This is a genomic window from Nocardioides flavescens (assembly GCF_009823805.1).
Classification (GTDB): domain Bacteria; phylum Actinomycetota; class Actinomycetes; order Propionibacteriales; family Nocardioidaceae; genus Nocardioides; species Nocardioides flavescens.
Genome location: NZ_WUEK01000017.1, coordinates 57,517 through 82,264 on the forward strand (window position 1 = coordinate 57,517; position 24,748 = coordinate 82,264).

The window sequence follows — 24,748 nt, forward strand, 5'->3', positions numbered from 1 at the left end:
CGCAACTGCCGAGATCCAGAGGGCCGGTGGGTGCATCACTCTGCCGGGCAAGGCCGCAATGAATGCGGCGGTGTGGGGAAGCAGCGTAGACCGCAGGCTGGGTGAAACCATCGCGGTGTGGACAGCAGCGAGTTCTTCCGCACAGAGAAGGACACCAGCCCATGGGGGACAAGCGAGACAACGCGGCTCTACGTTGAACTGCTCGACCAGATTGCAGCAGCACCGTCCTCGACCTGGTCAGATCTCGAACTCGCGAAGGCCCTGACTGAGCTCACTCACGACGAGTATCAGAAGTACGGTACGAACGGCAGCGACCTCGACAACACCGAGGCGCGCAAGCTGCTCACCACGCTAAAGGCCGTTCTGGCGCGTGTCGGGATGCGCAACTTCGAGTTCGCGTTCCGGGACTTTGACAGTTTCCGCAGTTACTGGATCCGCAAGGGTGCTTCCGGGGCCGGCGGATGGCAGGCACGCCGCGACCTGCTGGCTGACCTGTTCAATCCGATCCACGACCGCCTCGAAGCCCTGGTCACCGGAGGGTCCGGACCGAAGGTGACCGAGGAGGCGCTGTCAGCATTGGCCGACCCTGGCGCGATCCGCGATCATCTGGATCGGATCGAGCGCAGCGTAGACGACGACCCGAGATTGGCGGTGGGCTCCGCCAAAGAGCTCGTGGAGTCCACCGCGAAGCTGGTGCTGAAGCGTTCCGGGGTTGAGTACGGGAAGTCCGACGACCTCCCCAGCCTCGTAGCTAAGGCGCATACAGCGCTGGGCATCAACGCCAAACAGGTGGAAGACAGCGCAGAGAACGCCGTCGGTATCCGCACCTTGCTAGGCGCGGTATCTCGGATCGGGGTTGGGATGGCGGAGTTGCGCAATCAGGTAGGAACTGGCCACGGGCAGGCCGAGGTGCCAACTTGGGTGACACCCCGTCACGCGCGGCTCGCGGTGGGGTCTGCCCACGTGTGGTGCCAGTTCGTCCTTGAGACCTTGGAACAGCGCTTGTCGTAACCTCCGGTCTCCTGAGCAGCCACGGGCATCGTCTGCGTCCGTAGCTAACAACTGAAGTCAGGTTCCCCCGGCAAGCTAGCGTCACGCCATGGAGCCAAATGTCGGGCGGCTGTTCGCACCCGTCGGACTACCTGGGTCAGGCAAAAGCACCTACCTCCAAACCCATTTCGACGTCGAACGTCAGGACGTCCTCGTGCTCGACGACCATCAGGCCAATGCCATCGCAAACTCGCCGGACCCTCAGTGGAGTCGCGGGCGCGGGGCTGCGACTGACGCGCTGCGTGACGGCCGGTCGGTAGTCATCAGCGATGTCGCCTACTGTCACGCGGCTGCCCTCGAACGGCTCGTGGACGTGATGAAGCAAGATGTGCCGGGCGTAGACGTCGAGGTCACCTACTTCGCCAACGACCCTTGTGGCGCCAAGCACAATGTGCGGCTTGGAGGTCGGCGGACCATGGATCGAGAGTTGGGCCTAATCGACCTCTTGTCCCCGGACTACCGGCCACCTGACGACGCGATGCCGATCGTCAGAGGGTCTGCCCCTTCCGCGGAGGGGGCGTGACGGCGTTGTCCTTCGTCGAAACGTTCGGCGGCAGACTCCCAGGTCTTCAGGTTGGCGCCCCGTCCGCGTCCCGCTCGCTCCTCAGAATGTCCTCCGCGGCTTGCTGGATCGCTCTTCCCAGTGCTTTGTGAGTGCGCTTGATCCAGTCCGTCGCCGCGTGTGCGTCGGCGTCGTCGGCTCCCAAGAACTCGAGCAGTTTGGGATTGTCATACGCGCGTTGGTAGTGAAAGACCTGATTGCGGAATCGGCGCAGCCGTTCGACGTGTCGATCGGCTAGCAGCTCGTCAACCTCAGGATCGGAGAGCTTCGCCTCTCGCCACCCCTCCATGACGACGTAGACCGTTGCATACCAGAGGCTCATGGCGATCAAGTCGTCCATCGCGGTAACAGGATTGACATCGGATGGCGACTGGTTGCGCTTGATCCGCTTCATGAAGAGGTCGCGAAGGAAGTCGGCGTTGAGGAAGTAGTTGTGCAAGGCCATCACCGCGAAGAAGCGCTCCTGCTCTGGGTTGCTCACACTGGCCATTCAGGAACAGTAGGTCACGCGAGGTCGGGAGTCGCCGCGCCCGGATCTGCCGCATGGCGTGCCTGTTCGCTGCCTCGCGTCGCCGCGCCGTGGCGCCCTCACGTTGACCTAGCATCGCGACGATGAAAACCAACGAGAACAAGGAAGCGGTCATCCGAGACTGGCTTACCAAGACAGGGTTCCCTCTCGAGCTGCGTGTCGCTCGGGAAGCCCGGCGAAGCCGTGCTCATTGGGTCGAGCAGTCGCGCGGCTTCGTCGATCCCGAGACCGAGAAGGTTCGCGAAACAGATGTCGTTGTAGGGCTTGGTCCCGAGAGAAGCACACAAGCGAACGTCGTCGTAGTTGCGGAATGCAAAGCGAAGCCGGTTCCGTTTATCGTCTTCGACGATGGCGGATTGCTGACCGATGACGCCCGCCGCCGAATGACTTGGGCCGTGAGCGCCGCACCACGGAATGAGTACGGAGACGGGCTCTATTTGCGCCTGAAGGAGCGAGCCTTCACCGGTGGCACCCTCCTCGGCCCGTCCCTTGTTGGGTTCGGCATTGTGGCCAAGGAGGATCGTCAGAAGGGCCAAGAAAGGAACTCGGCATGGGACGCGGTGCGGTCCGCTGTGTCTGCAGCACATGGGCTTGGCCCTGAGTTCGACTCAAAGACGATCGAGAACGGTGACTCCCCGCTCCTGATCTTTCCCGTTGTAGTGACGACGGGTGAGTTGATGCGGGCATACCTGTCGGGTGACGACCTCACGGTCGAGTCTGTTGACCGCGCTGAAGTGCTCGTCCGTACGGCTGCCCAGCAGACGCAAGTTCGCTGCTTTGTCATTCGTGAGAGCGCCTGGCCTCAACTCCTCCGTGAAGCGCAGGCCACAACCGAGCTTTTTGATGTGGAGGACTGATCGTGAGCGGCCGACCTCAATCTGAGTGTGGCTGGCGGCTTCGGGATCGTAAGACGAGCAACAGCCGACAACGGAGCCCTGAGTGGATCCGTGCGCGATTACCCGCAAGTGCGGGTCAGCGCGTGTGCGTCCGAGGCGCACGGATCTGCCGCGATCCGTCTGTGTTGCACCCGTGTCACACCGCCGCGAGCTGGACCGGCGATGCGTTGACAGCCGTGCCTAAACGATCACGCCCACGGCCCCAGACTCCCATTAGTTTTGAAGCACGTCGGTCGGACTAGCGACCTCCGGCACTCGCTCGGGTGGCTCTCTCCGTCGTATAGGAGCGCCACCGCGGGGTGGGGTGTTTCCCCACCGCTTCCATCGAAAGCCTGCTGAGTCCACGAACGAAACATCGGCCGATACGATGTTGGGTGCCTCGATCGTGGCGATTGTGATGCCGTCCATCGCAAACAAGTAGCACCCCGCCTGCTTACTCTCCCCAGGATCGAGCCGCGCCCATTCGCGCTTGCTAAAGAAGCGGACCCGCAGTGGATATGGAGTCACGTGGACTGCTTCAACTACGACTGCGAACACAGGCGACGAACTGTGATTCGTCACCTTGACATTCAAGACGCCCCCAGCATCGTCCTCATGAGCTTCAACAACGAGGAGCCTTGCCTGAGCCGCCTGTTCATCCTTGCGCTCAGACTCGCGGCGGCGCGCGTCGTTGATCGCGATCCAGAGAGCAACTACGACAGCCGCACTAGATCCAATTGCGCCGGCCCACTCCGCTACTGATCCCCAGTCCACGGCCATGTCACTCCTTCTGATTGCGAGCCCCGCCGAGAACGCAACCGCCACGAGCAAGGGCGTCGAGGAGAGCGCTAGGTACGGTGCCTCATGTTGCTTGTTCACGCAGGTTGGCTTCTCCGTCTCTACCAAGAGCTGGGCACACGGGTCGTGCCGCTTTCGGGAGACTAAAGGAGCGGGTAGCGATCGAACAGCGGGCAACTCCAGCTTCCGCACCCGCTAGACTCCGTCCAAGCCGCCCTGCGCCTTTCCGCCGCGTCTGACGTGACAGCAGTCGTCTGGATTTGCCGGAACCCGTTCGCGTGACCGATGTGTGACGCCACTCTGCGACATAGCACGAACGCCAGACAGTGCAACCTTCCTGCGCTTGACTCTTGCGCACCTACAGGAGGTCGCGTGGGCAAGTGGGATCCGTATTCTCGACGAGAGTTGCGCCACCGACGTGTGGCATGGCTGCGGGAGAACACGAGGGTGGTCGCCTTCGTCACCGTCGGGATGCTCGTCATCGCTGCGGTCCTCACCGCTGGTGTTGCTTCCGCGCTCACGGGTCCTTCGCGTTGGTACCTGTTGGGTGTAGCCCACGTCGGAGTCGTCTGCGTCGCTTCCCATCTCCTCAACTCGGCGTTCCTCGCGCTGGATCGCGAGGCAATTTGGCATGTCCGTGGCGCCTGGGGAGAGGAGAACACCAGAGAGGAGTTGCGGCGGGCCAGACGGCGGAGATTAATCTGGGACTGGGTGGACAGTATCGGCCTTCAGGCTGGCGACATCGACCATCTGGTGATCACCAGAGAGGGTGGACTCGTCGCGATTGACTCGAAATGGCGCAGCAACATCTCGAGGGCCGACACGGCAGCGATGGCCTCGTCCGCGCAGAGAGCGCGCCGTCGGGCTGAAGGGCTGACGCTCACTGTGTTGACCAAGGAGCGAGGGGCGCACCGTGCCCGGGTGCAGCCTCTGAGCATCACTCCGGTCGTGGTGGTGTGGGGTGCGGCTCAGCACGCCGTTCCGGAGAATGCGGTTGTCGACGGCGTCCGGTTCATCCCTGGCCGAGAACTCGTGACGTGGCTTCGGACCGTCGAAGGTGAGCGGGTCACGAAACACGCTGCACGAGATGTCGCTGACCGTCTGAGGGCGTTCCGCGAGAACGCCTCCCAGTCAGCCTGACGGTCCGGAGCGGCGTTCGCCGTTGCGTGACCGCTCTGGCTCCCAAGGTGTCTCGCCCGGCAAGACCACTGGCATGTCGCGGAGGTCCAGTCTGGGTGGCAGTCTGCGACTCATGTCGTACTTGCCGAATGAGCTCCTCAGTCGGCTCGTGTTGTCGCGCCTGATCGCCGTGGAGTTCGTCCTCGACCACCTCGTGCTGCGATTCGAAGGCGACGGTGCGAAGCAGGTGACCCTGTCGTGTTTCGTGTTCCCTGAGATCGCCGCCTTCGATGGCAGTCAGTTGCGCGATGGCGACCTCGGCTACAGCGATCGACTTAGGTCGGCCGTGGGCTCTTACGTCGTCGCGACGCAGGAGCAGATGAGCGACGGGTTCCGGATCGAGCTGCAGAACCACACCATCATCGTCCGTCCACGGCAGGGTAGTCTGGTCGGTCCTGAAATCGCGCTGTTGCGGGGCTTCTCGGACGAGGCGTGGATGTGCTGGAGACCCGGTGAGGCGTCGTTCGGGCACCTCGTCTGAGCGGGGTGGCCCGCTCGGTCATGGACCGAGCACTGACTCCAGCGTCCAGGGTCAGAGCTACCTAGCGGGCCCGGCGTACGAGCGCTTCCTGGGCGACCTGAGCGACCGGCTGACTGGCCAGGTCGAAGACAGCCGCCTGGACGAGCGCGCGGGAACCGTGAGCGAGCGGGGAGGTGTGCTCGAAGAGCAGCCAGTCGTCGCCGCGTACGTCGGGGGCGAACCACAGCGAGTGGTCGAGGGAGACGCCCCACCACTCCTCGGCGAGGGTGCGCTCGTGGCCGACGGGGACGCCGTGGCCGGCGAGGACGCTGCCGAGGAGCATGAGGTCGCTGGCGTAGGCGACGGCGGCGCGGTGCAGGACCGGGTCGTCGGGCAGGGGGTGGGTGGGGCGCATCCACACGTGGGTGGGCGGTACGCCGGAGTGCGGGACGCTCCACACCTCGCGGGGGCGTGAGACCCGGACCTCGATGGCCTCGAAGCCGTCCCAGAACTCGCCCAGCCCGCCGTCGTCGGCGAGCTCCGTCAATGGGACGGACGCGGACGGCGGGTCGAAGGGCGGAGCCGGGCGGGCGTGGTCGATGCCGGTGCGGGCGACGTCGGCCGACAGCAGCGAGCTGCAGACGAGACGGTCGCCCTGCAGGGCGTCGACGCGGCGGGTGGCGCGGGAGCGGCCGGTGACGAGCTCGGTCACGACGTACCGGACCGGTTCGCCCACCGTCCCGCCGCGCAGGAACGCCGTGTGCACCGAGTGCACCTGCTGCTCAGACCTGAGACCGTGGGAGGCGGCCACGATGCTCTGCGCGACCAGCTGGCCGCCGAAGAGCTGAGGCAGCGGGATCAGGTCGCTCTCGCCGACCCAGGTGTCGGCGGCGTCCTTGGTCAGGGAGAACAGCGCGCCCAGGTCGGCCTGCGAGCGGGTCGCCTCAGGCATCGACCGCGGCGCTCGACTGCCGCCGGCGCGGGGGCATGGGGAAGAAGCCGGAGGTGCGCGCGACGTAGTCGTCGTACGCCGCACCGCGGCTGCGGCGCATCCCCTTCTCCGTCAGCGCCTTGCCGCTGAAGGAGGTGAGCAGGCGCATCATCACGAGCGGCGCGACGACGGTCAGCAGCCCCACCCAGTGCCCGAGCGCGAGCCCCCACAGGGCGAACCAGACGACGGTGTCGCCGAAGTAGTTGGGGTGCCGCGTCCACGCCCACAGCCCGCGGTCCATGATCGCGCCCTTGTTGGCCGGGTCGGCTTTGAAGCGGGTGAGCTGCCAGTCGCCGATCGCCTCGAACCCGAAGCCGACCACCCACAGCACGATCGCGATCGCGCCGATGACGCCGAGCGAGGCCGACTCGTACATCGCCACCTGCACCGGCAGCGAGACGAACCAGAGGAGGAAGGCCTGCAGGCCGTAGATCTTGCGCACCAGGAACACCACGAGGTTGCCCTTCTGGTGCCGCATCAGCGCGGTGTAGCGCGGGTCCTCGCCGTGCCCGCGGTTGCGGATCCCGATGTGCAGCCCCAGCCGGACGCCCCAGACCGCGGTGAGGAGGAGTACGACGAGCCGGCGGGTGTCGTCGCCGTCGCCGCCGGTGAGCGCCGAGACGACGTACGAGACCGCCGCCACGACCACGAACCCCGGCCCCCACCAGATGTCGATGACCGAGTGGTTGCGGGTCGCCACCGAGTAGGCCATCACCCCGCCGACCAGCACGATCACCGCGGCGGCCGCCACGAACAGGTTGAGGACGAGGTCGCCCCAGGGGAGGTCAGCGCTCACGAGTGGGTCCTAGCGGTAGCGGGAGAGGGAGGAGAGGAGGGGTCAGGCGAGGTCGGCCGCGAGGCTCTGAAACGCCGCCTGCGCGTGGTCGAAGGTGTGCGGGTCGCCGGCGCGGCTCTGCTCGAGCAGCGCGGCGAGCCCGGTGGCGTCGAGCGGCCCGTCGGGCATCAGGACGGTGCCGTGCTCGACGGAGTCGGTGGCCCGCAGCGCGGCGCCGGCGGCGACGACCACCTGGCCGTTGATGCTCGAGGCGGGGTCGGCGAGCGCAGTGACGACGGGCGCCACCAGCTCCGAGCGCATCCGGTCGGCGTGGCGCGGGTCCATGCCGGTCTCGGTCATCTGGGTGGTGGCGTAGGGCAGCAGCACGTTGGTCAGCACGTCCTTCGCCGCGCCCTCGGCGGCCAGGGTGCGCCCGAGCGCGATGACGGCGCCCTTGCTCGCGGCGTACGCCGACACGGTGGGCTCGCCGTGCAGCCCGGCGGTCGAGGCGACGAGCACGATGCGCCCGTGCCCGGCCCGGCGCATCTCGGCGGCGGCGGCCGCGGCGACCAGCGTGGTGCCGACGACGTTGGTCTCGAGCACGAGGCGGAGGTTGTCGGCGGTGGTCTTGTGCGCCATCTGCGGGCGGCTGACCGCGGCGCTGGTGACGAGCACGTCGAGCCGGCCGTACGTCGACAGCGCGAGGTCGACCATCGAGCGCGCCGCGTCGGGGTCGGTGACGTCGCTGTGCTCGGCGACCGCCACGCCGCCTGCGGCCTCGATCTCAGCCACCACGTGGTCGGCGGGGCCGAGGCCGTCGGCGTCGACCTCGCGGTTGCGGTTGTTGACCACGACGCTCACGCCGGAGGCGGCCAGGTGGAGCGCGAAGGCGCGGCCGAGCCCCTTGCCGCCGCCGGTCACGAGGGCCACGCGACCCGCGAGCGGGCCCCCGGGGCCGGCGCCCGGGGAGGGGGCAGCGGCGTGCTCGTCCATCTTGTCCTCCGTCGGGGGCCAGGCTTACTCTGATACTTGTAGTGACGCAGGCCCTGTTCTAGACGAGGCTCTGCTTCACCGCAAGTCCCTCACCGAAAGCTCACCCGTGAGCGCACACCCGACGCACCCACCGAGGAGGTGCCCCGTGAACGGACGCAACGTCTGGGTCCTGGGCGGCCACCAGACCGACTTCGCCCGCAACCTCACCCGCGAGGGCAAGGACTTCGCCGACCTCACCTCCGAAGTCGTCGACGGCACGCTCGAGGCCTCCGGGGTCGACCCGCACAGCCTCGGCGTGGTGCACGTCGGCAACGCGTTCGGCGAGATGTTCGCCGGGCAGGGCCACCTCGGCGCGATGCCCGCGACCGTGCGCGAGGAGCTGTGGGGCCTGCCGGCCTCGCGCCACGAGGCGGCCTGCGCGTCGGGCAGCATCGCGCTGCTCGGGGCGATCGCCGACCTGCGCGCCGGCAACTACGAGAGCGCGCTCGTCGTCGGCGTCGAGCTCGAGAAGACGGTGAGCGGCGACGCCGCCGCCGCCAACCTCGGCGCCGCGGCCTGGATCGGCCACGAGGGCGAGGAGGCGACGTTCATGTGGCCGTGGATGTTCGCCCGGGTCGCCGACGAGTACGAGCGCCGCTACGGCCTCGACGACGCCCACCTCCACGCGATCGCGGCGACCAACTTCGCCAACGCCAAGCGCAACCCCAACGCCCAGACCCGCGGCTGGGACGTCCCGGACCTGCGCACCGTCGGCTCCGACGACGCCGCCAACCCGCCGGTCGAGGGGCGCATCCGCCGCTTCGACTGCAGCCAGATCACCGACGGCGGCGCCGGCGTCGTGCTCGTCACCGACGACTACCTGCGCGACCACCCCGACGTTCGGCCGATGGCCCGCCTGCTCGGCTGGGGCCACCGCACCGCCGGCATCGGCCTGCAGGCGAAGCTCGACCGCGACGCCGACAACCCCTACGTCATGCCGCACCTGCGCGGCGTCATCGAGGACGCGTTCGGCCGCGCGCAGATCACCCTCGACGACCTCGACGGGCTCGAGACCCACGACTGCTTCACCCCGAGCGAGTACCTCGCCATCGACCACATCGGCCTCACCGAGCCCGGCGCCTCCTGGAAGGCGATCGAGAACGGCGAGATCGAGATCGGCGGCACGCTGCCCATCAACCCCAGCGGCGGCCTGATCGGCGGCGGCCACCCGGTCGGGGCGAGCGGCGTACGCATGCTGCTCGACGCCGGCAAGCAGGTCAGCGGCACCGCCGGCGACTACCAGGTCGACGGCGCCGAGACGTTCGCGACGCTCAACTTCGGCGGCAGCACCGCCACCACCGTCAGCTTCGTCGTCGGCCGCCCCGCGGCCTGACGCACACCACCCCCCACCGGAGGAACACAGTGACCACCACGGACGTGGAGATCGTCGGCCGGATCCTGTCGACGCTGCCCGAGGACGACGAGCACCCCTACCGCACCGGCCCCTGGCAGCCGCAGACCACCGAGTGGAAGGCCGACGACCTGCAGGTCGTCGAGGGCGAGATCCCGGCCGACCTCGACGGCGTCTACCTGCGCAACACCGAGAACCCGGTCCACCCGTCGCTGAAGAACTACCACCCCTTCGACGGCGACGGGATGATCCACGTCGTCGGGTTCCGCGACGGCAAGGCGTTCTACCGCAACCGGTTCATCCGCACCGACGGCTTCCTCGCCGAGAGCGAGGCCCAGGGTCCGCTGTGGGCGGGACTCGCCGAGCGCCCGTCCAGCGCCGTACGCGACGACGGGTGGGGTGCGCGCCGCCGGATGAAGGACGCCTCCAGCACCGACGTCGTCGTCCACCGCGGCACCGCGCTCACGAGCTTCTACCAGTGCGGAGACCTCTACCGCCTCGACCCCTACACCGCCCAGACCGAGGGCAAGGAGTCGTGGGGCGGCGCGTTCCCGTTCGAGTGGGGCGTCTCCGCGCACCCCAAGGTCGACGACCGCACCGGCGAGATGCTGTTCTTCAACTACAGCAAGCAGGCGCCGTACATGCACTACGGCGTCGTCGACGGGGCCAACGAGCTCGTCCACTACGTCGACATCCCGCTGCCCGGCCCGCGCCTGCCGCACGACATGGCGTTCACCGAGAACTACGCGATCCTCAACGACTTCCCGCTCTTCTGGGACCCCGAGGCGCTCAAGATGGACGCCCACGTCGCCCGCTGGCACCGCGACATGCCGAGCCGCTTCGCCGTCATCCCGCGGCGCGGCAACACCGCGGACATCAAGTGGTTCGAGGCCGAGTCGACCTACGTCCTGCACTTCGTCAACGCCTACGAGGACGGCGACGAGATCGTCCTCGACGGCTTCTTCCAGGGCGACCCGGAGCCGGCCGACAACGGCCAGGGCGACAAGTGGCAGCGCGCGTTCCGCTTCCTCGCCCTCGACCGGATGCAGTCGCGGCTGCACCGCTGGCGGCTCAACCTCGTCACCGGCACGGTGCGCGAGGAGCAGCTCAGCGACTCGATCACCGAGTTCGGCATGATCAACGGCGCGGTCGCGGGCCAGAAGCACCGCTACGCGTACGCCGCCACCGGCAAGCCCGGCTGGTTCCTCTTCGACGGCCTGGTCAAGCACGACCTGCACACCGGTCTCGAGGAGCGCTACGCCCTCGGCGACGGCGTCTACGGCAGCGAGACCGCCATGGCCCCGCGCGTCGGCTCGAGCGGCGAGGACGACGGCTACCTCGTCACGCTGACCACCGACATGAACCAGGACGCGTCGTTCTGCCTGGTCTTCGACGCCGCCCGCGTCGGCGACGGTCCCGTCGCCAAGATCAAGCTGCCCGAGCGGATCTCCAGCGGCACCCACTCCACCTGGGCCGACGGCTCCGAGCTGCGCCGCTGGCGCACCGCGGAGGACCCGGCCTCGGCGGTCGGCCTGTGACTGCTGCTTCGTCGTTCGCGCAGGTCCGCCAGGTCGTCGTCGGCGTCCCCGAGGTCGCCCCGGCGGCCCGGCGGGCGCAGGACGCCCTCGGCCTCGCGCCGGGGTTCGCCGACCCGCTCCTGGAGGAGATCGGGATGGCCGACGAGTGCATGGTGCTCGGCGACGGCCACGGCTTCCTGGAGTACGTCGCCCCGCTGCGGCCCGACGCCGGCCTGCAGCGCTGGCTCGACCGGGGCGCCGGAGCGCCCGGTGGCTATGCGCTGTCGGTGCAGGTGTCGTCCCTCGCGCCGTACCTGCCTCGGCTGGAGGCGCTCGGCGTCGCCGTCGTCGCCGACGTCGAGGCCTACGGCTACCGCCTGCTGCAGCTGCACCCCAAGAAGGTCGGGCTGCTGCTCGAGCTCGACGAGGTGCCGGACCCCGACGCGTGGTTCTGGGACTCGCTGTCGAAGAAGCATCCTGCTGATCCGCAGGTGGACTCGTTCGCCTCGCTCGAGATCACCTCGCCCGACCCTGCTGCATCGTCTGCTCTCTGGGCCGAGTTGTTCGACGTACCTGTCACCGACTCGACCATCGTCCTCGGCTCGCTGCCCGTCACCTTCGTGGCGGGGGAGCGGGCGATGATCAGCGGCATCGGCTTCACACGGTCCGCCGGGGCTCGGCTCGACGCCGGCACCGTCGAGCTGGACGGGGTGCGGCTCGACCTGAGGTGAGGGGCTCGGGCCGACCCTCGCCAACGGGCCCCGGGGGGACGAGACTCCGGGCATGCGGATCTCCTACCCCCACGTCGCGTCCACCCTCGCGCTCGTCGTCGCGCTCGGCACCGGAGGCGCGTACGCCGCCTCGCTGCCCAAGCACAGCGTCGGCGCCCCACAGCTGAAGAAGAACGCCGTCACCTCCAAGGCGGTCAAGAACGGCAGCATCGCCCTGAAGGACCTGGCGCCCGTCACGATGGGCGGCGACCTGGCCGGCACCTTCCCCAACGCCACCGTCCGTGGCGTCGTCCGGGGGAACCGCGTCACGGCCCGGATGGAGCTGCCCGCCGGGAACCCGGCGGCGACCCTCCTGGAGGTGCCCGGGATCGGCGGGGTGTTGGCGATCTGCACCAGGGTCGCCGGCTCCACCGGCCTCAACCTCTACGTGCGCAACGACACCGGCACGCCCCTCAGTGTTGTCTCCTCCGCCGTCTCTCAGTCCCCAGCCTCGAGCACGGCCCAGTCGGCGTCGATCAACGCGAACGTGCCCGGCGGTGTCCTCGCGGTGGAGTTCGCCCCCGCCGCGGCCGCCAGCGCGAGAGTCGCCCACCTCGCGACGGTGGCGGGCCCCGACTTCACGCTCGACGCCGTGGCACAGACCGGGGTCGGCGTCGGTTGTCAGGTGCAGGTCGCGGCCAGCAGCTCCTGAGGACGGGCGCCACACCGTCAGGGGCGGCGTACGGCGCGCGCGGCGAACTCGTCGAGGGCGGCAATCACCTCCTCGGCGATCCAGACCCGGTTGCGGCGGTTCTCGCTCGCCGAGGTCAGGATGCCGTCGGCGACCAGGGTGTCGATCGCGCGCAGGGCCGCGGGGTTGGAGACCGAGAGCAGCTGCTCGACCATCCGGACCGTCACCGCGGGCTGGCGCAGCAGGTGCGGCAGCATCCGCCGGGCTGCCGAGCCTCGGCGCGACGTCAACGTCTCGGTCCAGCCCTGGTGGATGGCATCGACGTCGGCCTTGAGGGTGCGGCCGTTGGTGACGGCGGTGAAGGTTGCCCGGCTGAACTGCTCGACGATCGGACGGGGGTCCCCGGCGCGGTAGGCGGTCAGCGCTCCGAAGTAGCCCGCGGTGTCACCGAGCAGGCCGGCCGAGACGGGCACAGTGATGCGCCGGGTGACACCCGCCCGCTTGAGCATCACGTGGACCAGCGCTCGGCCGGTGCGTCCGTTGCCGTCGGCGAACGGGTGGATCGTCTCGAACTGGGCGTGCGCGATGGCGACGTGGGCCAGAACCGGCAGGTCGGTGCGTTCGCAGAACACGATGAGGTCGGCCATCGCTGGCTGGACGCGGTCCTCGTGCGGCGGGACGAAGGACGCGGTGTGCGGGGTCGACGCGCCGGAGCCGATCCAGACCTGCGACTCGCGGTACCGGCCGGGCCGGGCGTGCTCCTGACCGGCCATCAGGGCGGCGTGCGCAGCCAGGATGCTGGCCTCGCTCAGGTCGTCGGACGCGGCGACGGCGCGCTCCATGGCCTCGACGTTCGCGGCGACCATCTGAGCGTTGGGACCGCTCTTCTCGTGGATGGCGGCCATGGCGAGCGCCTTGGCCCCTGCCGTGACGTTCTCGATCTGGCTGGAGGAGGCGGACTCGGTGCGCAGCAGGATGGCCGCCAGCGGGGCGAACTCGCCGGATCGGTCCGTCTCTCCGTCGGTCTCCTCGGCGTACCGGGTCGCGGAGAGCTCGGTGTCGAACCGGGCGATCTCCAGCAGGGCGTCCTCGGCCTCGGCCAGCGCGGCCGGGTCGATGGCGAACTCGTGGTCGGCGATCTCCGGCGGGACCGCCGCTCGATAGGGGCCACGGGCCGCGAGGCGGGCGCGTCGCGACATCCTCAGGCTGTCGTCCTCGCCGGAGCGATCCCACTCGTGGGTCTCGTAGGTCAGGGCTAGCCCTGGGTCCACCGCGTCGGTCGGAGCCGGACCGGGCTCGTCGGTAGGGCTGGACATGCGTCCACCTTATCCAACTTTGTGCAGACAAAGTTAGACAAGGGTGGGTCGCTGGCTCACTTCAGCCGGCCCAGATGACCGTGTCGCCCCGGCTCGCCTGCATATCGGCGTACCCGGCCCCGCGGCGGAACCTCGTGATCCGGTACGGCATCAGGACGGTCAGCGCGACGCCCTCGCGGTGCTCGAGCGCGACGCGGACGGCGTCGGAGTTGAGCTCGGCGACGTGGACGTCAGTGACGATCGCCGTCGCGCGGAGCTGGTCGCGGTCTCCGATGAGCCCCTCGGTCAGCAGGCTGAGCAGCTCCGCCGACTCCGGCTTGTCGCTGCCAACGTCGGCGGACGTCATCCGCTGCACGCCGTCGGTGCCCACCACCGCGGCGTACGGGTAGAACGCTCCGCGGTTGTCGAGCTGCTGCTTGGCGAAGTCGAGCACCAGCGGCAGCAGTCCGTCGAGGTCGTCCTGTGCCTGCTGGGAGGCCGTGTCACGCCAGGAGTCCATGACCTCGACCCTAGGTGGACCACCCACCAGTCGTTGACTGTTGTCACTTCGGACAACGGTCAGTGACACTGGGAGGGTGCTCGACCAGGACGCCGCAGCGGTCATCGACCGGCTCGACCGCGCGCTGACGACGAGCGGGCTCTCACTGAGGCAGTTCGCGCGCGCCCTCGGCACGTCGCCGTCCCGATTCGTCGCCTACCGGTCCGGACGCACTGCTCCCTCCGCGGCGTTCCTCTTACGGGCCGAGCGCATCGGCGACGCGCTGGGTCGGGCTCGCGAGCAGCACGTCCCCAGCTCGATCGAGGCGGCGGCGGCGCTGCGGCGGGCGACGAAGAGAGGTGACGACGACTGGACCTGGGCGATCGCTCTGGAGGTCCGCGACCGTCTGCGAGACGTCTTGGAGCACCGGCGCGACCTGGCGGCGGCTTGGGAGGCCCAGCCGCCTGCGGTCGACGACCACTGGGACGCCCTGATCGCGGCCTTCGTCGACCACGAGTTCTCGCAAGCCGGCTTGCCCGCGCCCAAGTGGACGGCTCGGCACAGTCTCGAGCAACCCTGGGTCCTGGACACGCCGCGGCTCACTGACGACCAAGTCAGAGCGCAGACGCCGGAGTGGCTCGCTGAGCGCAACATCTTCGTGGCCACGAAGGACCTGGTCACCGCATGAGTCCTGACCCCGCGCCGTTCGAGCTCGATGCCGATCGAATGCGCGAACTACTCGGCCTGTTGAGTGAGCGGCTCCGCTCGCGCGGCGTGCGCGCCAGCCTCTACCTGGTCGGTGGGGCGGCGATGGCGATGGAGTACGGCCGCGACGGGCTCACTGCAGACATCGATGCGGTCGCCAGCCACCGGGTGGTGTTCGAGGAGGCGCGCTCCCTGGCCCGACAGAACGGGCTGCCAGAAGCGTGGCTCAACAGCAGTGCCAGCGGGTGGGTGCCGCCGCCTCCGAATTGGGCGCGACGGCGCCCGACGGAACCGGGCCTGACGGTGCACGTCGCCCCACCTGACCATCTCCTGGCCATGAAGCTGGTCGCCAGCCGCCGCAAGCATCGCTCTGACATTCGGCTGCTGATCCAGCGGTGCGGTTTGGTGGACGCCACCGCAGAGGAGTTCGCAGGGCTCCTCGAGCGGGTCTACGCGGGCGAGGGCTTGCTCGCGCAGATGCTCGGTGTCGGCGATGACCTGGACGCGGTGCGCACCGAGGCGTTGGCGATCGGTGCGTGGGCGGTGGGTTTCGTCGCGGATCTGAGGACGGCGTGAGCCTCGACAGCTCCAGTGACGCGCTGCGCCGCAGTCGCCACGATGGACGTCGTGCACACCGTCGCTGCGCTTCGCGAGCTGGACTTCGATGAGTGACTCGAGCGCGGATTGGGAGGCCCTGACAACCGGGCTCGGCCCTGGCACCGGCGGGCCGGTCCCGGCGGCAGTGGTCGCAATGTTGCGCGCCACGAGCCCGATGGAGGCCGACGAGGCGTACTGGCGCATCGACAATCGGGTCGTCGTTCAGGGGCAGTTGTTCGAGGCAGCGGTCCCGACAGCCCGGATGGTGGCCGACGCGTTGTGCCGTCGCGAGGCGACGCGTGATGGCTTCCTCCGCGGCGTCGACCTCCTGGTCGAGGTCGTCAATGGGGAGTCGCACCATGAGGAGGTCTCGCGAGGTCGGCCGGCCCTCGGCGATGCCTGTCGCCGTGAGCTGCGTCCGTACGTCCCGTGCTTCGAGCGGATGGTGGAGAGAGCCGAGGGTCCGTTGCTCTACGGCCTCCTCTGCTTGCTCGACGCCCTCGAGACAGACCGCAGTCGCTGGGCCGGTGTCCTCGACACCGTCCAGGTCCGTCGTCTTGGTCCTGAGGTCGGCACGTGGACCGCCGAGTTCCGGGACGTAGACAGCTCGCAGAGCCCCGACAGCTGACCCCTCGGCCTCAGACCAGCCGGCCGGCGTACTCCGCCCGCAGCTGGTGCTTCAGCAGCTTGCCGCTGGCGTTGACGGGGAGGGCGTCGACGAACGCGACGGCGACGGGGCACTTGTAGTGCGCGAGGCGTTCGCGGGTCCAGGCGATCAGCTCGTCGGCCTCGACGTGGGCCCAGGGGCCGCGGACGACGACGGCGATGGGGGACTCGCCCCACTTCTCCGACGGCACGCCGACCACGGCGACCTGCGCGACGCCGGGGTGGCCGGTGATGACGGACTCGACCTCGGCGGGATAGACGTTCTCCCCGCCGCTCACGATCATGTCCTTGAGCCGGTCGTGGAGGTGGAGGTAGCCCGACTCGTCGACCGAGCCGCTGTCGCCGGTGCGCAGCCAGCCGTCGTCGGACAGCACCGCGCGGGTGGCCTCGGGGTTGCGCCAGTAGCCCTTCATCACCATCGGACCGCGCACGAGGACCTCGCCCCGTGTGCCGGGAGGTACGTCGGCCAGCGAGACCGGGTCGACGACGCGCACCTCGGCGGTGCGGAACGCCCGCCCGGCCGACGCGAGCCGCGAGGTGTCGGGGTCGAGGTGGTCGCGGCCGTCGAGGACGGTGACGCCGCCGGTGGTCTCGGTGAGGCCGTAGGACTGGACGAACTCGCAGCCGAAGACCCGGGTCGCCTCCTCGATCACCGGGCGCGGGATCGGCGAGGAGCCGTAGATGACGTAGCGCAGCCGCGACCAGTCGGCGTCCTGCACGCCCGGCTCGCTGAGCAGCATCTGCAGCAGGGTCGGCACGAGCACCGCGTGGCTGACGCGCTCGTCGACGAGGAAGGAGCGCAGCTCCGCCATCGACGCCGGGTTGCGCAGCAGCAGCGTGCACCCGGCGACCGTGCTGGTCATCGCGAGCATCAGCCCGGCGACGTGGAAGAACGGCACCGGCGCGGTCGCGACCGACCCGAGCTCCATCCCGCACACCTGCGTCATCGGCGCCATCGCGTGGCCGATCGCGCTGCCGGTGAGCTCGACGCCCTTGGGACGGCCGGTCGTGCCGGAGGAGTAGAACATCAGCGCGGTCTCGTCGGTGCCGCGCGCGTGGCCCGGATCGGTCGCCGGGACGTCGCCGAGCCAGGCGTCGAGGTCGGTCACGGAGGCGTGCGGCGCGCGGTCGGCGAGGTGGGCGTGAGCGGCGCCGAGCACGAGCACGGCGGGGTCGGCGTCACCGAGGATGTAGTCGTACTCGGGCGGCGCGAGCCGGGTGTTCAGCGCGGTCGGGACCGCACCCGCCTTGGCGGCGCCGTACAGCACGGCGAGGAGGGCGGCGGAGTTCTCGCCGAGGTAGGCGACGCGGTCGCCGGGTCGTACGCCGTCGCGCAGGAGCGCCTGGGCGACCCGGCTCGACAGGGCGTCGAGCCCGGCGAAGGTCAGGTCGCCGTCGACCGCGCTGACCGCGACCAGGTCGGGCGTGGCCAGGGCACGACGGCGCGGCAGGTCCTCGAGCCGCTCGACCGGGCTGCCGTCGGCGTGCAGCGCTACGGGGTGCTCGTAGTCGACGGTGGCGACCAGGGACCGGTCGTTCTGGAGCGCGCTCACGACAGCAGGTCGTGGTGCTCGGTGCGCAGGACGTGCTTGAGCACCTTGCCGCTGGCGTTCTGCGGGAGCGCGTCGGCGAAGGCGACCGCGACGGGGCACTTGTAGTGCGCGATCTGCTCGCGGCACCAGTCGATGACGCCGCGCTCGGTGAGCGCCGCGCCGGCCTCGTCGGGGGTGCGCACGACGACCGCGACGGGCGACTCGCCCCACCGCTGCGACGGCACACCGACCACCGCGACGCGGGCGACGCCGGGCATCCGGACCAGGGCCTGCTCGACCTCGGCGGGGTAGACGTTCTCCCCGCCGCTCACGATCATGTCCTTGATCCGGTCGTGCAGGAACACGTAGCCGTCGTCGTCGATCCAGCCGCCGTCGCCGGTGCGCAGCCAGCCGCCGGGCAGGACGGCCTCGGCGGTCGCGGCGTCGTTGCGCCAGTAGCCGAGCATCACGCGCTCGCCGCCGACGCAGAGCTCGCCGGGCGCGCCGCGGGGTAGGTCCTCGAGCGTCACCGGGTCGACGACCTTCATCGGCGTGCCGGGCATCGGCCGCCCGACCGAGCGCAGCCGGTGGCGCGCGTCGAGGTCGCGGTGGTCGTCGGCGGTCAGCATCGTGACGCCGCCGGTGCTCTCGGTGAGGCCGTAGGACTGCAGGAACTCGCAGCCGAACACCTCCAGCGCCTCGCGCAGCACCACCTCCGGCATCGCCGCGGCGCCGTAGGTGATGTAGCGCAGCGCCGACCAGTCGAGGTCGCGCACGCCCGGCAGCTGCAGCAGGTCGGCGACGACCGTCGGCACCAGCACGGTGTGGGTGACCCGGTGCTCCTGCATCAGCCGGCACAGGTCCTCGGTCGAGCGCTGCGCGACCATCAGCAGCGCCGCCCCGTCGAGGGTCGCGGCGAGCGCCAGCGCGATGCCCGAGATGTGGAAGAACGGCAGCGGCGCGTGCGCGACCGAGGAGGTGTCGAAGCCGATCAGGTAGTGCATGCCGGCCAGCCCGCGCCCGAACGCCTCCGCCGGCAGGCTCACGCCCTTCGGCCGCCCAGTGGTGCCGGAGGAGTAGAGCATCAGCGCCGGCTCGCGGGGGCCCCGCGCGCGGCCCGGGTCGACGGGCTCGGCGGCCGCCAGCCACGCGTCGTACGACGGCACGCCGGGGACGTCGTCGAGGCTGACGAGCTGGGCGCTGGTGGTGGTGCGCACCAGGTCGGCGAGGTGGCCGAAGCCCGGCCCGAGCACCACGAGGGCGGGATCGCTGTCGCCGAGGACGTACGCCGTCTCGTCCGCGGAGAGCCGGGTGTTGACCGCGGTGGGGACCGCGCCGGCCTTCGAGCCGCCGTACAGCAACTCGAGGAACGCCGCGTGGTTGGGACCGATCCAGCAGACCCGGTCGCCAGCGCCGACGCCGATCGCGAGGAGGGCCTGGCCGAAGCGGTTGGAGCGCTCGTCGAGCTCGGCGAAGGTCACCGTGGCGTCCGGCGTGATGAGCGCGGTGGCCTCGGGGGTCGCGGCCGCGCGGGCGCGGATGACGTCCTCGAGGCGCAGCACCCGCTCGCCGTTCGGCAGGAGCGCGAAGGCCGGGTCGACGTACTGGACGGGCGGGTCGATGAGGACGGTCACGGCACTACTTCTTCGTGCTCAGCGAGTCCACGAACAGCAGCTTGCCGAGGCCGCGCTCGTAGCGGATCGGGTCGCGGGCGAGGCGCGCGCGCGACTGCTCGGCCATGACGTCGGTGTCGCAGCTCCACTCGGCGCGGCTCATCGCCTTGAGCCCGGCGCGCGCGATGGTCACCGGCGACTCCTTGTCGCCCTCGACGTGGGCGGCCATCTTGGTGTCGACCGAGCCGACGAACAGGTTGGTGACGGTGATGCCGCGCGGCTCGAGCTCGGCGCGCGCGATGCCGCCGAGGTAGTGCGCGGCGACCTTGGCGGGGGAGTAGCCGCCCATGAACGCCGTCGGCGCGATCGCCGCGACCGAGAGGACGTTGACGACCGAGCCGCCGCCGTTGGCCTCGATCACGGGGTAGAAGGCGCGGATCATGTTGAGGGGGCCGAAATAGTTGACCTCCATCTCGCGACGCGCGGCGCCGGGGTCGGAGGCCTCGATGAGGCGGTCCTGGGCGTGGAGGCCGGCGTTGTTGACCACGACGGTGACGTCGGCGCACTGCTCGGCGACGGCGGCGACCTGCTGCTCGTCGGTCACGTCGAGCAGCACCGGCTCGGCGCCGCTGGACGCGAGCTCGGGGGAGACCTTGTCGAGGTCGCGCACGCCGCAGTAGACCTTCGCCGCACCCTGGGCGAGCGCCTCGGTCGCGAAGGCCAGTCCGATGCCGCCGTTGGCTCCGGTCACGATGAGGGTGGCTCCCGCCACCGGTGCGCCGCGCAGGCTCATGCAGGGTCCTCCAGGGTTGCGCCGGCGGGTGCCGGCGTGCGTTGACGAGTCACTCCGTTTGGAATAGTAATCATCTGTGGCGACTGTGACCAGCACTACTCCCGGCCCCTCGCGCGGGGCCTCCTCCGATCCGCGCTGGGGGGTCGAGATCCTCCGCTCGATGGCTCACCGCTCGCGCGACGGGGCGTTCCGCGACGGGGTCTCCGCGCGCACGCACGGAGAGTCCCACGCGCGCGTGCTCGCGCTCGCGTGGGCCCTCGTCGAGCGTGGCATCGGCCCCGGCGACCGGGTCGCGCTGGTCGTCGAGTCCACCGCCGACGCCGTCGAGGCCTACCTCGCCGTCAACGTCGCCGGCGCGACCGCCGTGCAGGTCAACGACCGTCTGCAGGTCGCCGAGGTCGCGGAGATCCTCGACGCCGTCACGCCCCGGGCCGTCGTGCACACCGCCGGGCACGGCCCGCGTCTCGAGCTGCTGCTGACCGGCAGCGGGCTCGACATCGTCAGCATCGGCGGCGCGGTGAGCGGGACGACGATCGACGTGGCGTCGCTCCCGGTCGTCCCCGGCGCCTCGGTGCCGCGGGTCGCCGTCGATCCGGACGCGCCGTCGGTCATCGGCTTCACCAGCGGCACGACCGGCCTGCCCAAGGGCGTCGTGCACACCCACGCCGGGATCGGCCGGATCGTGCGGCACATGCCGAGCCACGACGGGTTCCGCTGGGGCTCGCGGTGCGCGATGACCGGCACGCTCGCCTTCGCCGCCGGCATCTGGGGCGTGGTGCTGCCGCACCTGTACGTCGGCGGTGAGATCTCCTGGATGGCCGGGCTGCCGGCCGAGGAGTGGGTGGATCGGATGGTGCGCGAGCGCTCGACGTTCACCTACGCGCCGACGCCGCTGTTCGGGTCCTTCGCGGACGCCGTACGTGCGCGGCCGGAGGTGCTCGAGAGCCTCGAGGTCGTGCTCCACTCCGGCTCGGCCGCGACCCGGGAGGCGACCGAGTCGCTGGTCGACGCGGTGGGCGGACGGTTCACCGAGACGTACGGGATGACCGAGACCGGCGCGCCCGTGACGACGACCGTGCCCGACGACTGGGCGCCGTGGTCGCAGGCCGACGACGTGCTCTCCTCGGCCGGGCGGGTGCTGCCGATGGCGCGCGTGCTCGTGCTCGGCGCCGACGGTGCCGAGGCTGCGCCGGGGGAGGTCGGCGACCTCGTCGTCGACAGCCCGTTCGTCTTCGACGGCTACTGGAACGACCCCGAGCAGACCGCCGAGACCCTGCGCGACGGACTGCTGCACACCGGCGACCGCGGCCGCGTCGACGACGCCGGCTACGTCTACGTCTCCGGCCGTTCGAAGGACATGATCGTCACCGGCGGGATGAACGTGTACCCCGCCGAGGTCGAGCGCGTCCTCGCCCAGGCCGACGGCGTCGCCGACGTCGCCGTCTTCGGCGTCGGCCACGAGCGCTGGGGCGAGACCGTCGCCGCGGCGGTGGTCGCCCGTCCCGGCCGCACTCTGGATGTGGACGCCGTTCTCGCCTTCGCCCGCGAGCGCCTCGCCGGCTACAAGAAGCCCACCGTCGTCCACGTCGTCGACGAGCTGCCCCGCAACACCAACCTCAAGGTGCGCAAGGACGTGCTGCGGGAGCGGTACGACCCCAGCTGAGGAGACGGTTCGCCCGGGTGGCACGACACGCGATCGGGTAGCGGACGGAGGGCGTCGTCGGGCGCCACGCCATCGCGCCAGGAGGCTGATCGTGTTCGTCGGGCTGCTCGTCTTCGGGTTGCTCGTCGGCGCGGTCGCGCTGTGGGAGCGCACCCTCCGGCCGCGGCGCCGACCCGACGTGCCGCCCGCGGCGCGTGGCCAGCGGGCGTACGCCGTGGGAGCGGGCCTCAGCGGGTTCGGGGTGATTGTCTTCTCCGGCCTCTCCGTCTCGGCCGCCTCGCCCGAGTGGACCTGGCTCGCCGGGTTCTCGGGCCTCGCGGCCGCTGTGGCCATCGGTCTGTTCGTCTGGACCTGGTCGCGGGTGCTCCTGGCTCTGCGCTGACCGCCCACTTGCGGCGGAGCTTGGCGCTCGAGGACGCGCCGCCGTGCGGATGTCGAGAATCCTGGTGAGTCCGCGCCTGTCACTCGGGTGCTCGGCGCCGTTCCAGTGCAGGTCGTGTGCTCAGGAACGAGCCGGGACTCGTTCTCAGGCACACGACCCGAGCGACGGCGACGTACGCGCGGCCGGGCAAGAGGGAAGGCTCAGGGAGCGAGCTTCATCGCCTCGGCGGAGTCGATGTACTCGTCGAGGCGGGTGATGCGGCCCTCGTCGTTGACCTGGACGACGACGCAGGCGTGCAGGGCGATGGGCTCGCCGGTGGAGATGCGGGTGCCCTTGAGCGTGTGCTGCTGGACGACGCCACCGGGGAAGACGTGGAACCGGCGGTCGGCGTACTCCCGGTCGCTGACCCACTGCGGCATCCGCTCGAGGAGGCGGGCGTTCTGCGCCACCGTCTGCTCACGGTCGTCGTGGTTGTGCCAGATGACGGCGTCCTCGGCATAGATCTCGAACAGGTCCGAAGCGTCGCCGGCGAGCGCCGCGGCGGTGATGCGGTCGAGGAGCTGGACGTAGGGGTGACGCTCGGTCGAGCTCATCGCGGGATCGGTCACGGCGGCCTCCGGGGCGGCAGGGGCGAGGGCGCGGATCGCGCTCAGCGCAGGGGAGAAAGGGCGCTCGTGAGCGCCGCTGGGCGGGTCACTGTACACGAGTCACTCCGCTAGTTGAAGTACCGAATCGCAGGTCGTGACCGGTTCGTGACCGGCCCCGTGAACGCCGCGGAACGGGCCACGCGGAAGTGCTTGACGCCCCGATCCGGGCGTCCCTATGGTCACGTCGTTAGTTGTAGTGACCAGCCTCACGGCCGGTCGAGAAGCGTCCCGGATCGACTCGGCGCCGGGCCACCCACCTGCACTCGCACCAACCATCGAGAGGTCCTCCATGCCCATCAACCTCCGCCGCGCGTGGGCTGCCCCCGCCTGCGGGCTCGCCGTCGTCCTGACCCTCGCGGGCTGCTCGCAGTCCGACTCCTCCGGCTCGGACGCCGGCGGCGGCTCGGGCTCCGGCTCCGAGGCCGCGAGCTTCTTCAACGTCGACGACTGCACCGACCCCGACGCCGCCACGGCGAAGATCGACGGCGGCATCAAGATCGGCTACACGCTGCCGCTCTCGGGCCCGGTCGCCGGTCCGGTGCAGATCAACCAGTACGGCTTCGACGCGCGCATCCAGGCGTTCAACGACGCCGGTGGCCTCGACGGCCAGAAGATCGAGGTCGTCAAGAAGGACGACGCCTTCGCCCCCGACAAGGCCAAGGCCAACGTCGTCGACCTGATCCAGAACGACGACGTCGACGCGCTCGTGACCTTCGGCTCCGGCCAGGTCGGCGCCATCGCCGACGACCAGAACGCCGCGTGCGTGCCGCTGCTCTACCCCAGCGCCACCAACCCGGAGTACTTCGACATCGAGTCCTACCCCTGGACCGTCCAGTTCCTGCCCGCCGCCGACCGCGAGACCCGCTACGTCGTGCAGCAGATGACCGCCGCGATGGGCGGCACCGACTTCACCGTCGGCATCGCCGCCAACGAGACGGCCAGCGGCCAGACCAACGCCGAGAACTTCACCAAGGCCGCCGAGGACGCCGGGATCGAGATCGCGGCGACCGTGCCCGACACCGACCCGACCGCTGCCGCGACCCAGCTGAAGGCGGCCAACGTCGACGTCGTCTACCACTCGGGCCTCTCCGGCACCTGCGCCGGCCTCAACGTCTCCATGGACCGCATCGGCTTCAAGCCCGAGCTGGTCATGCTGCCCTCGAGCTGCGCACTGAGCGCCGAGTTCGTCGCCGCCGGCGCCCCCGCCGAGGGCGCGACCCTGCCGCTCTACATGAAGGAGCCCGACCAGCCGGGCGCCGACTCCGACGAGGGCGTCCAGGAGTACCTCGACCAGATGGGCGACGTCGAGTCGATCAGCGACCCGGTCACCACCGCCGGCTGGGTGCAGGCCGACCTGCTCATCGCCACCATCCAGCAGGCCGCGGAGTCCGAGGAGGGCCTCACCCGGGCCAGCATGCTCACCGCCGCCCGCTCGCTCGACTACAGCTCGCCGATGTTCCTCGACGGCGTGTCGTGGAAGAGCACCCCGGAGAAGCTGACCGGCGTCAGCGGCTTCCAGGCCGGCGTGTGGTCGGCCGCCGACCAGACCTTCGTGCCCTCGGGCGAGACGATCCAGGTCGACTGACTCGCGCCTGCTGCAGGCGTACGGCGCGAGGCGCCGGTCGCGGACTCCCCTAGGGTCTGCGGCCGGCGCCTTCGTGCGTCGTACGCACCAGCGGTTGAGGAAGGGCGAAGTCCCTTCCTCCCGGTGGTTGAGGAAGGACGAAGTCCTGTCTCGAAACCACTCCTGCCGAGACGTGGTTTCGAGACGGTCGCTAGCTGTTGTGTCCGGGGAGGTTGGGCACGAGGTCGATGGGTGACTTGCCTTTGAGGGCG

26 protein-coding genes are annotated in these 24,748 nt (G+C 70.0%); 16 read left to right on the forward strand and 10 right to left on the reverse strand.

Translation table 11 applies throughout. The annotated features are described in order from the left end of the window. Positions 1-117: 117 nt before the first annotated feature. Positions 118-1,011: an abortive infection family protein gene (locus tag GRQ65_RS21140; protein ID WP_160879993.1), complete on the forward strand. Its 894-nt coding sequence runs from the start codon at positions 118-120 to the stop codon at positions 1,009-1,011. An 88-nt stretch (positions 1,012-1,099) separates the two neighbouring features. Next, entirely contained in the window at positions 1,100-1,573 is a 474-nt protein-coding gene (locus GRQ65_RS21145; RefSeq protein ID WP_160879994.1) for an AAA family ATPase, read from the forward strand. A 46-nt stretch (positions 1,574-1,619) separates the two neighbouring features. On the opposite strand, the gene GRQ65_RS21150 is transcribed toward GRQ65_RS21145, so the two are convergent. Then, positions 1,620-2,102 (reverse strand): hypothetical protein, encoded by a 483-nt coding sequence (locus GRQ65_RS21150; RefSeq protein WP_160879995.1) that lies wholly within the window; start codon positions 2,100-2,102, stop codon positions 1,620-1,622. A 122-nt stretch (positions 2,103-2,224) separates the two neighbouring features. On the opposite strand from GRQ65_RS21150, the gene GRQ65_RS21155 reads away from it, so the two are divergent. From GRQ65_RS21155 to GRQ65_RS21170, 4 genes are all read left to right on the forward strand, one after another. Next, complete coding sequence (locus tag GRQ65_RS21155) at positions 2,225-2,998, forward strand: hypothetical protein (protein ID WP_160879996.1); 774 nt, start codon at positions 2,225-2,227, stop codon at positions 2,996-2,998. A gap of 633 nt (positions 2,999-3,631) precedes the next feature. Then, complete coding sequence (locus GRQ65_RS21160; RefSeq protein WP_160879997.1) at positions 3,632-3,778, forward strand: hypothetical protein; 147 nt, start codon at positions 3,632-3,634, stop codon at positions 3,776-3,778. Positions 3,779-4,261: 483 nt separating this feature from the next. Beyond that, positions 4,262-4,954 (forward strand): NERD domain-containing protein, encoded by a 693-nt coding sequence (locus GRQ65_RS21165; RefSeq protein ID WP_160879998.1) that lies wholly within the window; start codon positions 4,262-4,264, stop codon positions 4,952-4,954. 112 nt (positions 4,955-5,066) lie between these two features. Then, complete coding sequence (locus GRQ65_RS21170; protein WP_160879999.1) at positions 5,067-5,474, forward strand: hypothetical protein; 408 nt, start codon at positions 5,067-5,069, stop codon at positions 5,472-5,474. Between the two features lie 61 nt (positions 5,475-5,535). On the opposite strand, the gene GRQ65_RS21175 is transcribed toward GRQ65_RS21170, so the two are convergent. The 3 genes from GRQ65_RS21175 to GRQ65_RS21185 are packed head-to-tail and all read right to left on the reverse strand — an operon-like array spanning position 5,536 to position 8,212. Further along, positions 5,536-6,405 (reverse strand): acyl-CoA thioesterase, encoded by an 870-nt coding sequence (locus GRQ65_RS21175; RefSeq protein WP_160880000.1) that lies wholly within the window; start codon positions 6,403-6,405, stop codon positions 5,536-5,538. Next, complete coding sequence (locus GRQ65_RS21180) at positions 6,398-7,240, reverse strand: DUF1295 domain-containing protein (protein ID WP_337191931.1); 843 nt, start codon at positions 7,238-7,240, stop codon at positions 6,398-6,400. Before GRQ65_RS21180 ends, GRQ65_RS21175 begins: the two co-directional genes overlap by 8 nt. A 42-nt stretch (positions 7,241-7,282) precedes the next feature. Next, a complete protein-coding gene (locus tag GRQ65_RS21185; protein WP_160880001.1) occupies positions 7,283-8,212 on the reverse strand; it encodes an SDR family NAD(P)-dependent oxidoreductase in 930 nt (309 codons plus the stop codon). 145 nt (positions 8,213-8,357) lie between these two features. Between GRQ65_RS21185 and GRQ65_RS21190 the strand changes: the two genes are divergently transcribed. The 4 genes from GRQ65_RS21190 to GRQ65_RS21205 are packed head-to-tail and all read left to right on the forward strand — an operon-like array spanning position 8,358 to position 12,541. Beyond that, positions 8,358-9,584, forward strand: coding sequence for an acetyl-CoA acetyltransferase (locus tag GRQ65_RS21190; RefSeq protein WP_160880002.1), 1,227 nt, complete (start codon positions 8,358-8,360; stop codon positions 9,582-9,584). 29 nt (positions 9,585-9,613) lie between these two features. Next, positions 9,614-11,140: a carotenoid oxygenase family protein gene (locus GRQ65_RS21195; RefSeq protein ID WP_160880003.1), complete on the forward strand. Its 1,527-nt coding sequence runs from the start codon at positions 9,614-9,616 to the stop codon at positions 11,138-11,140. Next, on the forward strand, positions 11,137-11,850 hold the full coding sequence (locus GRQ65_RS21200; RefSeq protein WP_160880004.1) for a VOC family protein: 714 nt from the start codon (positions 11,137-11,139) through the stop codon (positions 11,848-11,850). Before GRQ65_RS21195 ends, GRQ65_RS21200 begins: the two co-directional genes overlap by 4 nt. A gap of 52 nt (positions 11,851-11,902) precedes the next feature. Next, on the forward strand, positions 11,903-12,541 hold the full coding sequence (locus GRQ65_RS21205; RefSeq protein ID WP_160880005.1) for a hypothetical protein: 639 nt from the start codon (positions 11,903-11,905) through the stop codon (positions 12,539-12,541). 17 nt (positions 12,542-12,558) lie between these two features. On the opposite strand, the gene GRQ65_RS21210 is transcribed toward GRQ65_RS21205, so the two are convergent. Next, on the reverse strand, positions 12,559-13,836 hold the full coding sequence (locus tag GRQ65_RS21210) for a Fic family protein (RefSeq protein WP_160880006.1): 1,278 nt from the start codon (positions 13,834-13,836) through the stop codon (positions 12,559-12,561). A 61-nt stretch (positions 13,837-13,897) separates the two neighbouring features. Then, positions 13,898-14,335, reverse strand: a complete 438-nt coding sequence (locus GRQ65_RS21215; protein ID WP_160880007.1) for a hypothetical protein — start codon at positions 14,333-14,335, stop codon at positions 13,898-13,900. 76 nt (positions 14,336-14,411) lie between these two features. Between GRQ65_RS21215 and GRQ65_RS21220 the strand changes: the two genes are divergently transcribed. The 3 genes from GRQ65_RS21220 to GRQ65_RS21230 all read left to right on the forward strand — a co-directional run bounded on the left by GRQ65_RS21220 (position 14,412) and on the right by GRQ65_RS21230 (position 16,244). Then, positions 14,412-15,002, forward strand: a complete 591-nt coding sequence (locus GRQ65_RS21220; RefSeq protein ID WP_160880008.1) for a helix-turn-helix domain-containing protein — start codon at positions 14,412-14,414, stop codon at positions 15,000-15,002. After that, entirely contained in the window at positions 14,999-15,595 is a 597-nt protein-coding gene (locus tag GRQ65_RS21225; protein WP_160880009.1) for a DUF6036 family nucleotidyltransferase, read from the forward strand. Before GRQ65_RS21220 ends, GRQ65_RS21225 begins: the two co-directional genes overlap by 4 nt. Before the next feature lie 88 nt (positions 15,596-15,683). Continuing rightward, positions 15,684-16,244, forward strand: coding sequence for a hypothetical protein (locus GRQ65_RS21230; RefSeq protein WP_160880010.1), 561 nt, complete (start codon positions 15,684-15,686; stop codon positions 16,242-16,244). A 10-nt stretch (positions 16,245-16,254) separates the two neighbouring features. Here GRQ65_RS21230 and GRQ65_RS21235 read toward each other — a convergent pair whose 3' ends face one another. The 3 genes from GRQ65_RS21235 to GRQ65_RS21245 are packed head-to-tail and all read right to left on the reverse strand — an operon-like array spanning position 16,255 to position 20,220. Next, a complete protein-coding gene (locus tag GRQ65_RS21235) occupies positions 16,255-17,835 on the reverse strand; it encodes a class I adenylate-forming enzyme family protein (protein WP_337191933.1) in 1,581 nt (526 codons plus the stop codon). Then, positions 17,832-19,448, reverse strand: a complete 1,617-nt coding sequence (locus GRQ65_RS21240) for an AMP-binding protein (protein WP_160880011.1) — start codon at positions 19,446-19,448, stop codon at positions 17,832-17,834. Before GRQ65_RS21240 ends, GRQ65_RS21235 begins: the two co-directional genes overlap by 4 nt. Before the next feature lie 4 nt (positions 19,449-19,452). Continuing rightward, the gene (locus GRQ65_RS21245; protein ID WP_160880012.1) at positions 19,453-20,220 is read right to left on the reverse strand and encodes an SDR family oxidoreductase; all 768 of its coding nucleotides are present in this window, start codon (positions 20,218-20,220) and stop codon (positions 19,453-19,455) included. A 160-nt stretch (positions 20,221-20,380) separates the two neighbouring features. Here GRQ65_RS21245 and GRQ65_RS21250 point away from each other — a divergent pair, with 160 nt between their 5' ends. Beyond that, positions 20,381-21,883, forward strand: coding sequence for a class I adenylate-forming enzyme family protein (locus GRQ65_RS21250; RefSeq protein WP_160880013.1), 1,503 nt, complete (start codon positions 20,381-20,383; stop codon positions 21,881-21,883). Positions 21,884-21,974: 91 nt separating this feature from the next. Next, positions 21,975-22,265, forward strand: coding sequence for a hypothetical protein (locus tag GRQ65_RS21255; protein ID WP_160880014.1), 291 nt, complete (start codon positions 21,975-21,977; stop codon positions 22,263-22,265). Positions 22,266-22,465: 200 nt separating this feature from the next. On the opposite strand, the gene GRQ65_RS21260 is transcribed toward GRQ65_RS21255, so the two are convergent. After that, positions 22,466-22,969, reverse strand: coding sequence for a nuclear transport factor 2 family protein (locus GRQ65_RS21260; protein ID WP_160880015.1), 504 nt, complete (start codon positions 22,967-22,969; stop codon positions 22,466-22,468). Between the two features lie 232 nt (positions 22,970-23,201). Here GRQ65_RS21260 and GRQ65_RS21265 point away from each other — a divergent pair, with 232 nt between their 5' ends. Continuing rightward, positions 23,202-24,497 carry an ABC transporter substrate-binding protein gene (locus GRQ65_RS21265; protein WP_160880016.1) on the forward strand — a complete coding sequence of 432 codons (1,296 nt, stop codon included), beginning with the start codon at positions 23,202-23,204 and terminating at the stop codon, positions 24,495-24,497. Positions 24,498-24,748 lie beyond the last annotated feature (251 nt).

What these genes read in the sequence shown, in the direction of transcription:
- GRQ65_RS21205 (WP_160880005.1), top strand. Translation starts at nt 11,903, where the DNA reads ATGCGGATCTCCTACCCCCACGTCGCGTCCACCCTCGCGCTCGTCGTC.
- GRQ65_RS21245 (WP_160880012.1), bottom strand. Translation starts at nt 20,220, where the DNA reads ATGAGCCTGCGCGGCGCACCGGTGGCGGGAGCCACCCTCATCGTGACC.
- GRQ65_RS21155 (WP_160879996.1), top strand. Translation starts at nt 2,225, where the DNA reads ATGAAAACCAACGAGAACAAGGAAGCGGTCATCCGAGACTGGCTTACC.
- GRQ65_RS21250 (WP_160880013.1), top strand. Translation starts at nt 20,381, where the DNA reads ATGGCTCACCGCTCGCGCGACGGGGCGTTCCGCGACGGGGTCTCCGCG.
- GRQ65_RS21230 (WP_160880010.1), top strand. Translation starts at nt 15,684, where the DNA reads ATGAGTGACTCGAGCGCGGATTGGGAGGCCCTGACAACCGGGCTCGGC.
- GRQ65_RS21225 (WP_160880009.1), top strand. Translation starts at nt 14,999, where the DNA reads ATGAGTCCTGACCCCGCGCCGTTCGAGCTCGATGCCGATCGAATGCGC.
- GRQ65_RS21145 (WP_160879994.1), top strand. Translation starts at nt 1,100, where the DNA reads ATGGAGCCAAATGTCGGGCGGCTGTTCGCACCCGTCGGACTACCTGGG.
- GRQ65_RS21185 (WP_160880001.1), bottom strand. Translation starts at nt 8,212, where the DNA reads ATGGACGAGCACGCCGCTGCCCCCTCCCCGGGCGCCGGCCCCGGGGGC.
- GRQ65_RS21170 (WP_160879999.1), top strand. Translation starts at nt 5,067, where the DNA reads ATGTCGTACTTGCCGAATGAGCTCCTCAGTCGGCTCGTGTTGTCGCGC.
- GRQ65_RS21150 (WP_160879995.1), bottom strand. Translation starts at nt 2,102, where the DNA reads ATGGCCAGTGTGAGCAACCCAGAGCAGGAGCGCTTCTTCGCGGTGATG.
- GRQ65_RS21160 (WP_160879997.1), top strand. Translation starts at nt 3,632, where the DNA reads ATGAGCTTCAACAACGAGGAGCCTTGCCTGAGCCGCCTGTTCATCCTT.
- GRQ65_RS21265 (WP_160880016.1), top strand. Translation starts at nt 23,202, where the DNA reads ATGCCCATCAACCTCCGCCGCGCGTGGGCTGCCCCCGCCTGCGGGCTC.
- GRQ65_RS21215 (WP_160880007.1), bottom strand. Translation starts at nt 14,335, where the DNA reads ATGGACTCCTGGCGTGACACGGCCTCCCAGCAGGCACAGGACGACCTC.
- GRQ65_RS21210 (WP_160880006.1), bottom strand. Translation starts at nt 13,836, where the DNA reads ATGTCCAGCCCTACCGACGAGCCCGGTCCGGCTCCGACCGACGCGGTG.
- GRQ65_RS21175 (WP_160880000.1), bottom strand. Translation starts at nt 6,405, where the DNA reads ATGCCTGAGGCGACCCGCTCGCAGGCCGACCTGGGCGCGCTGTTCTCC.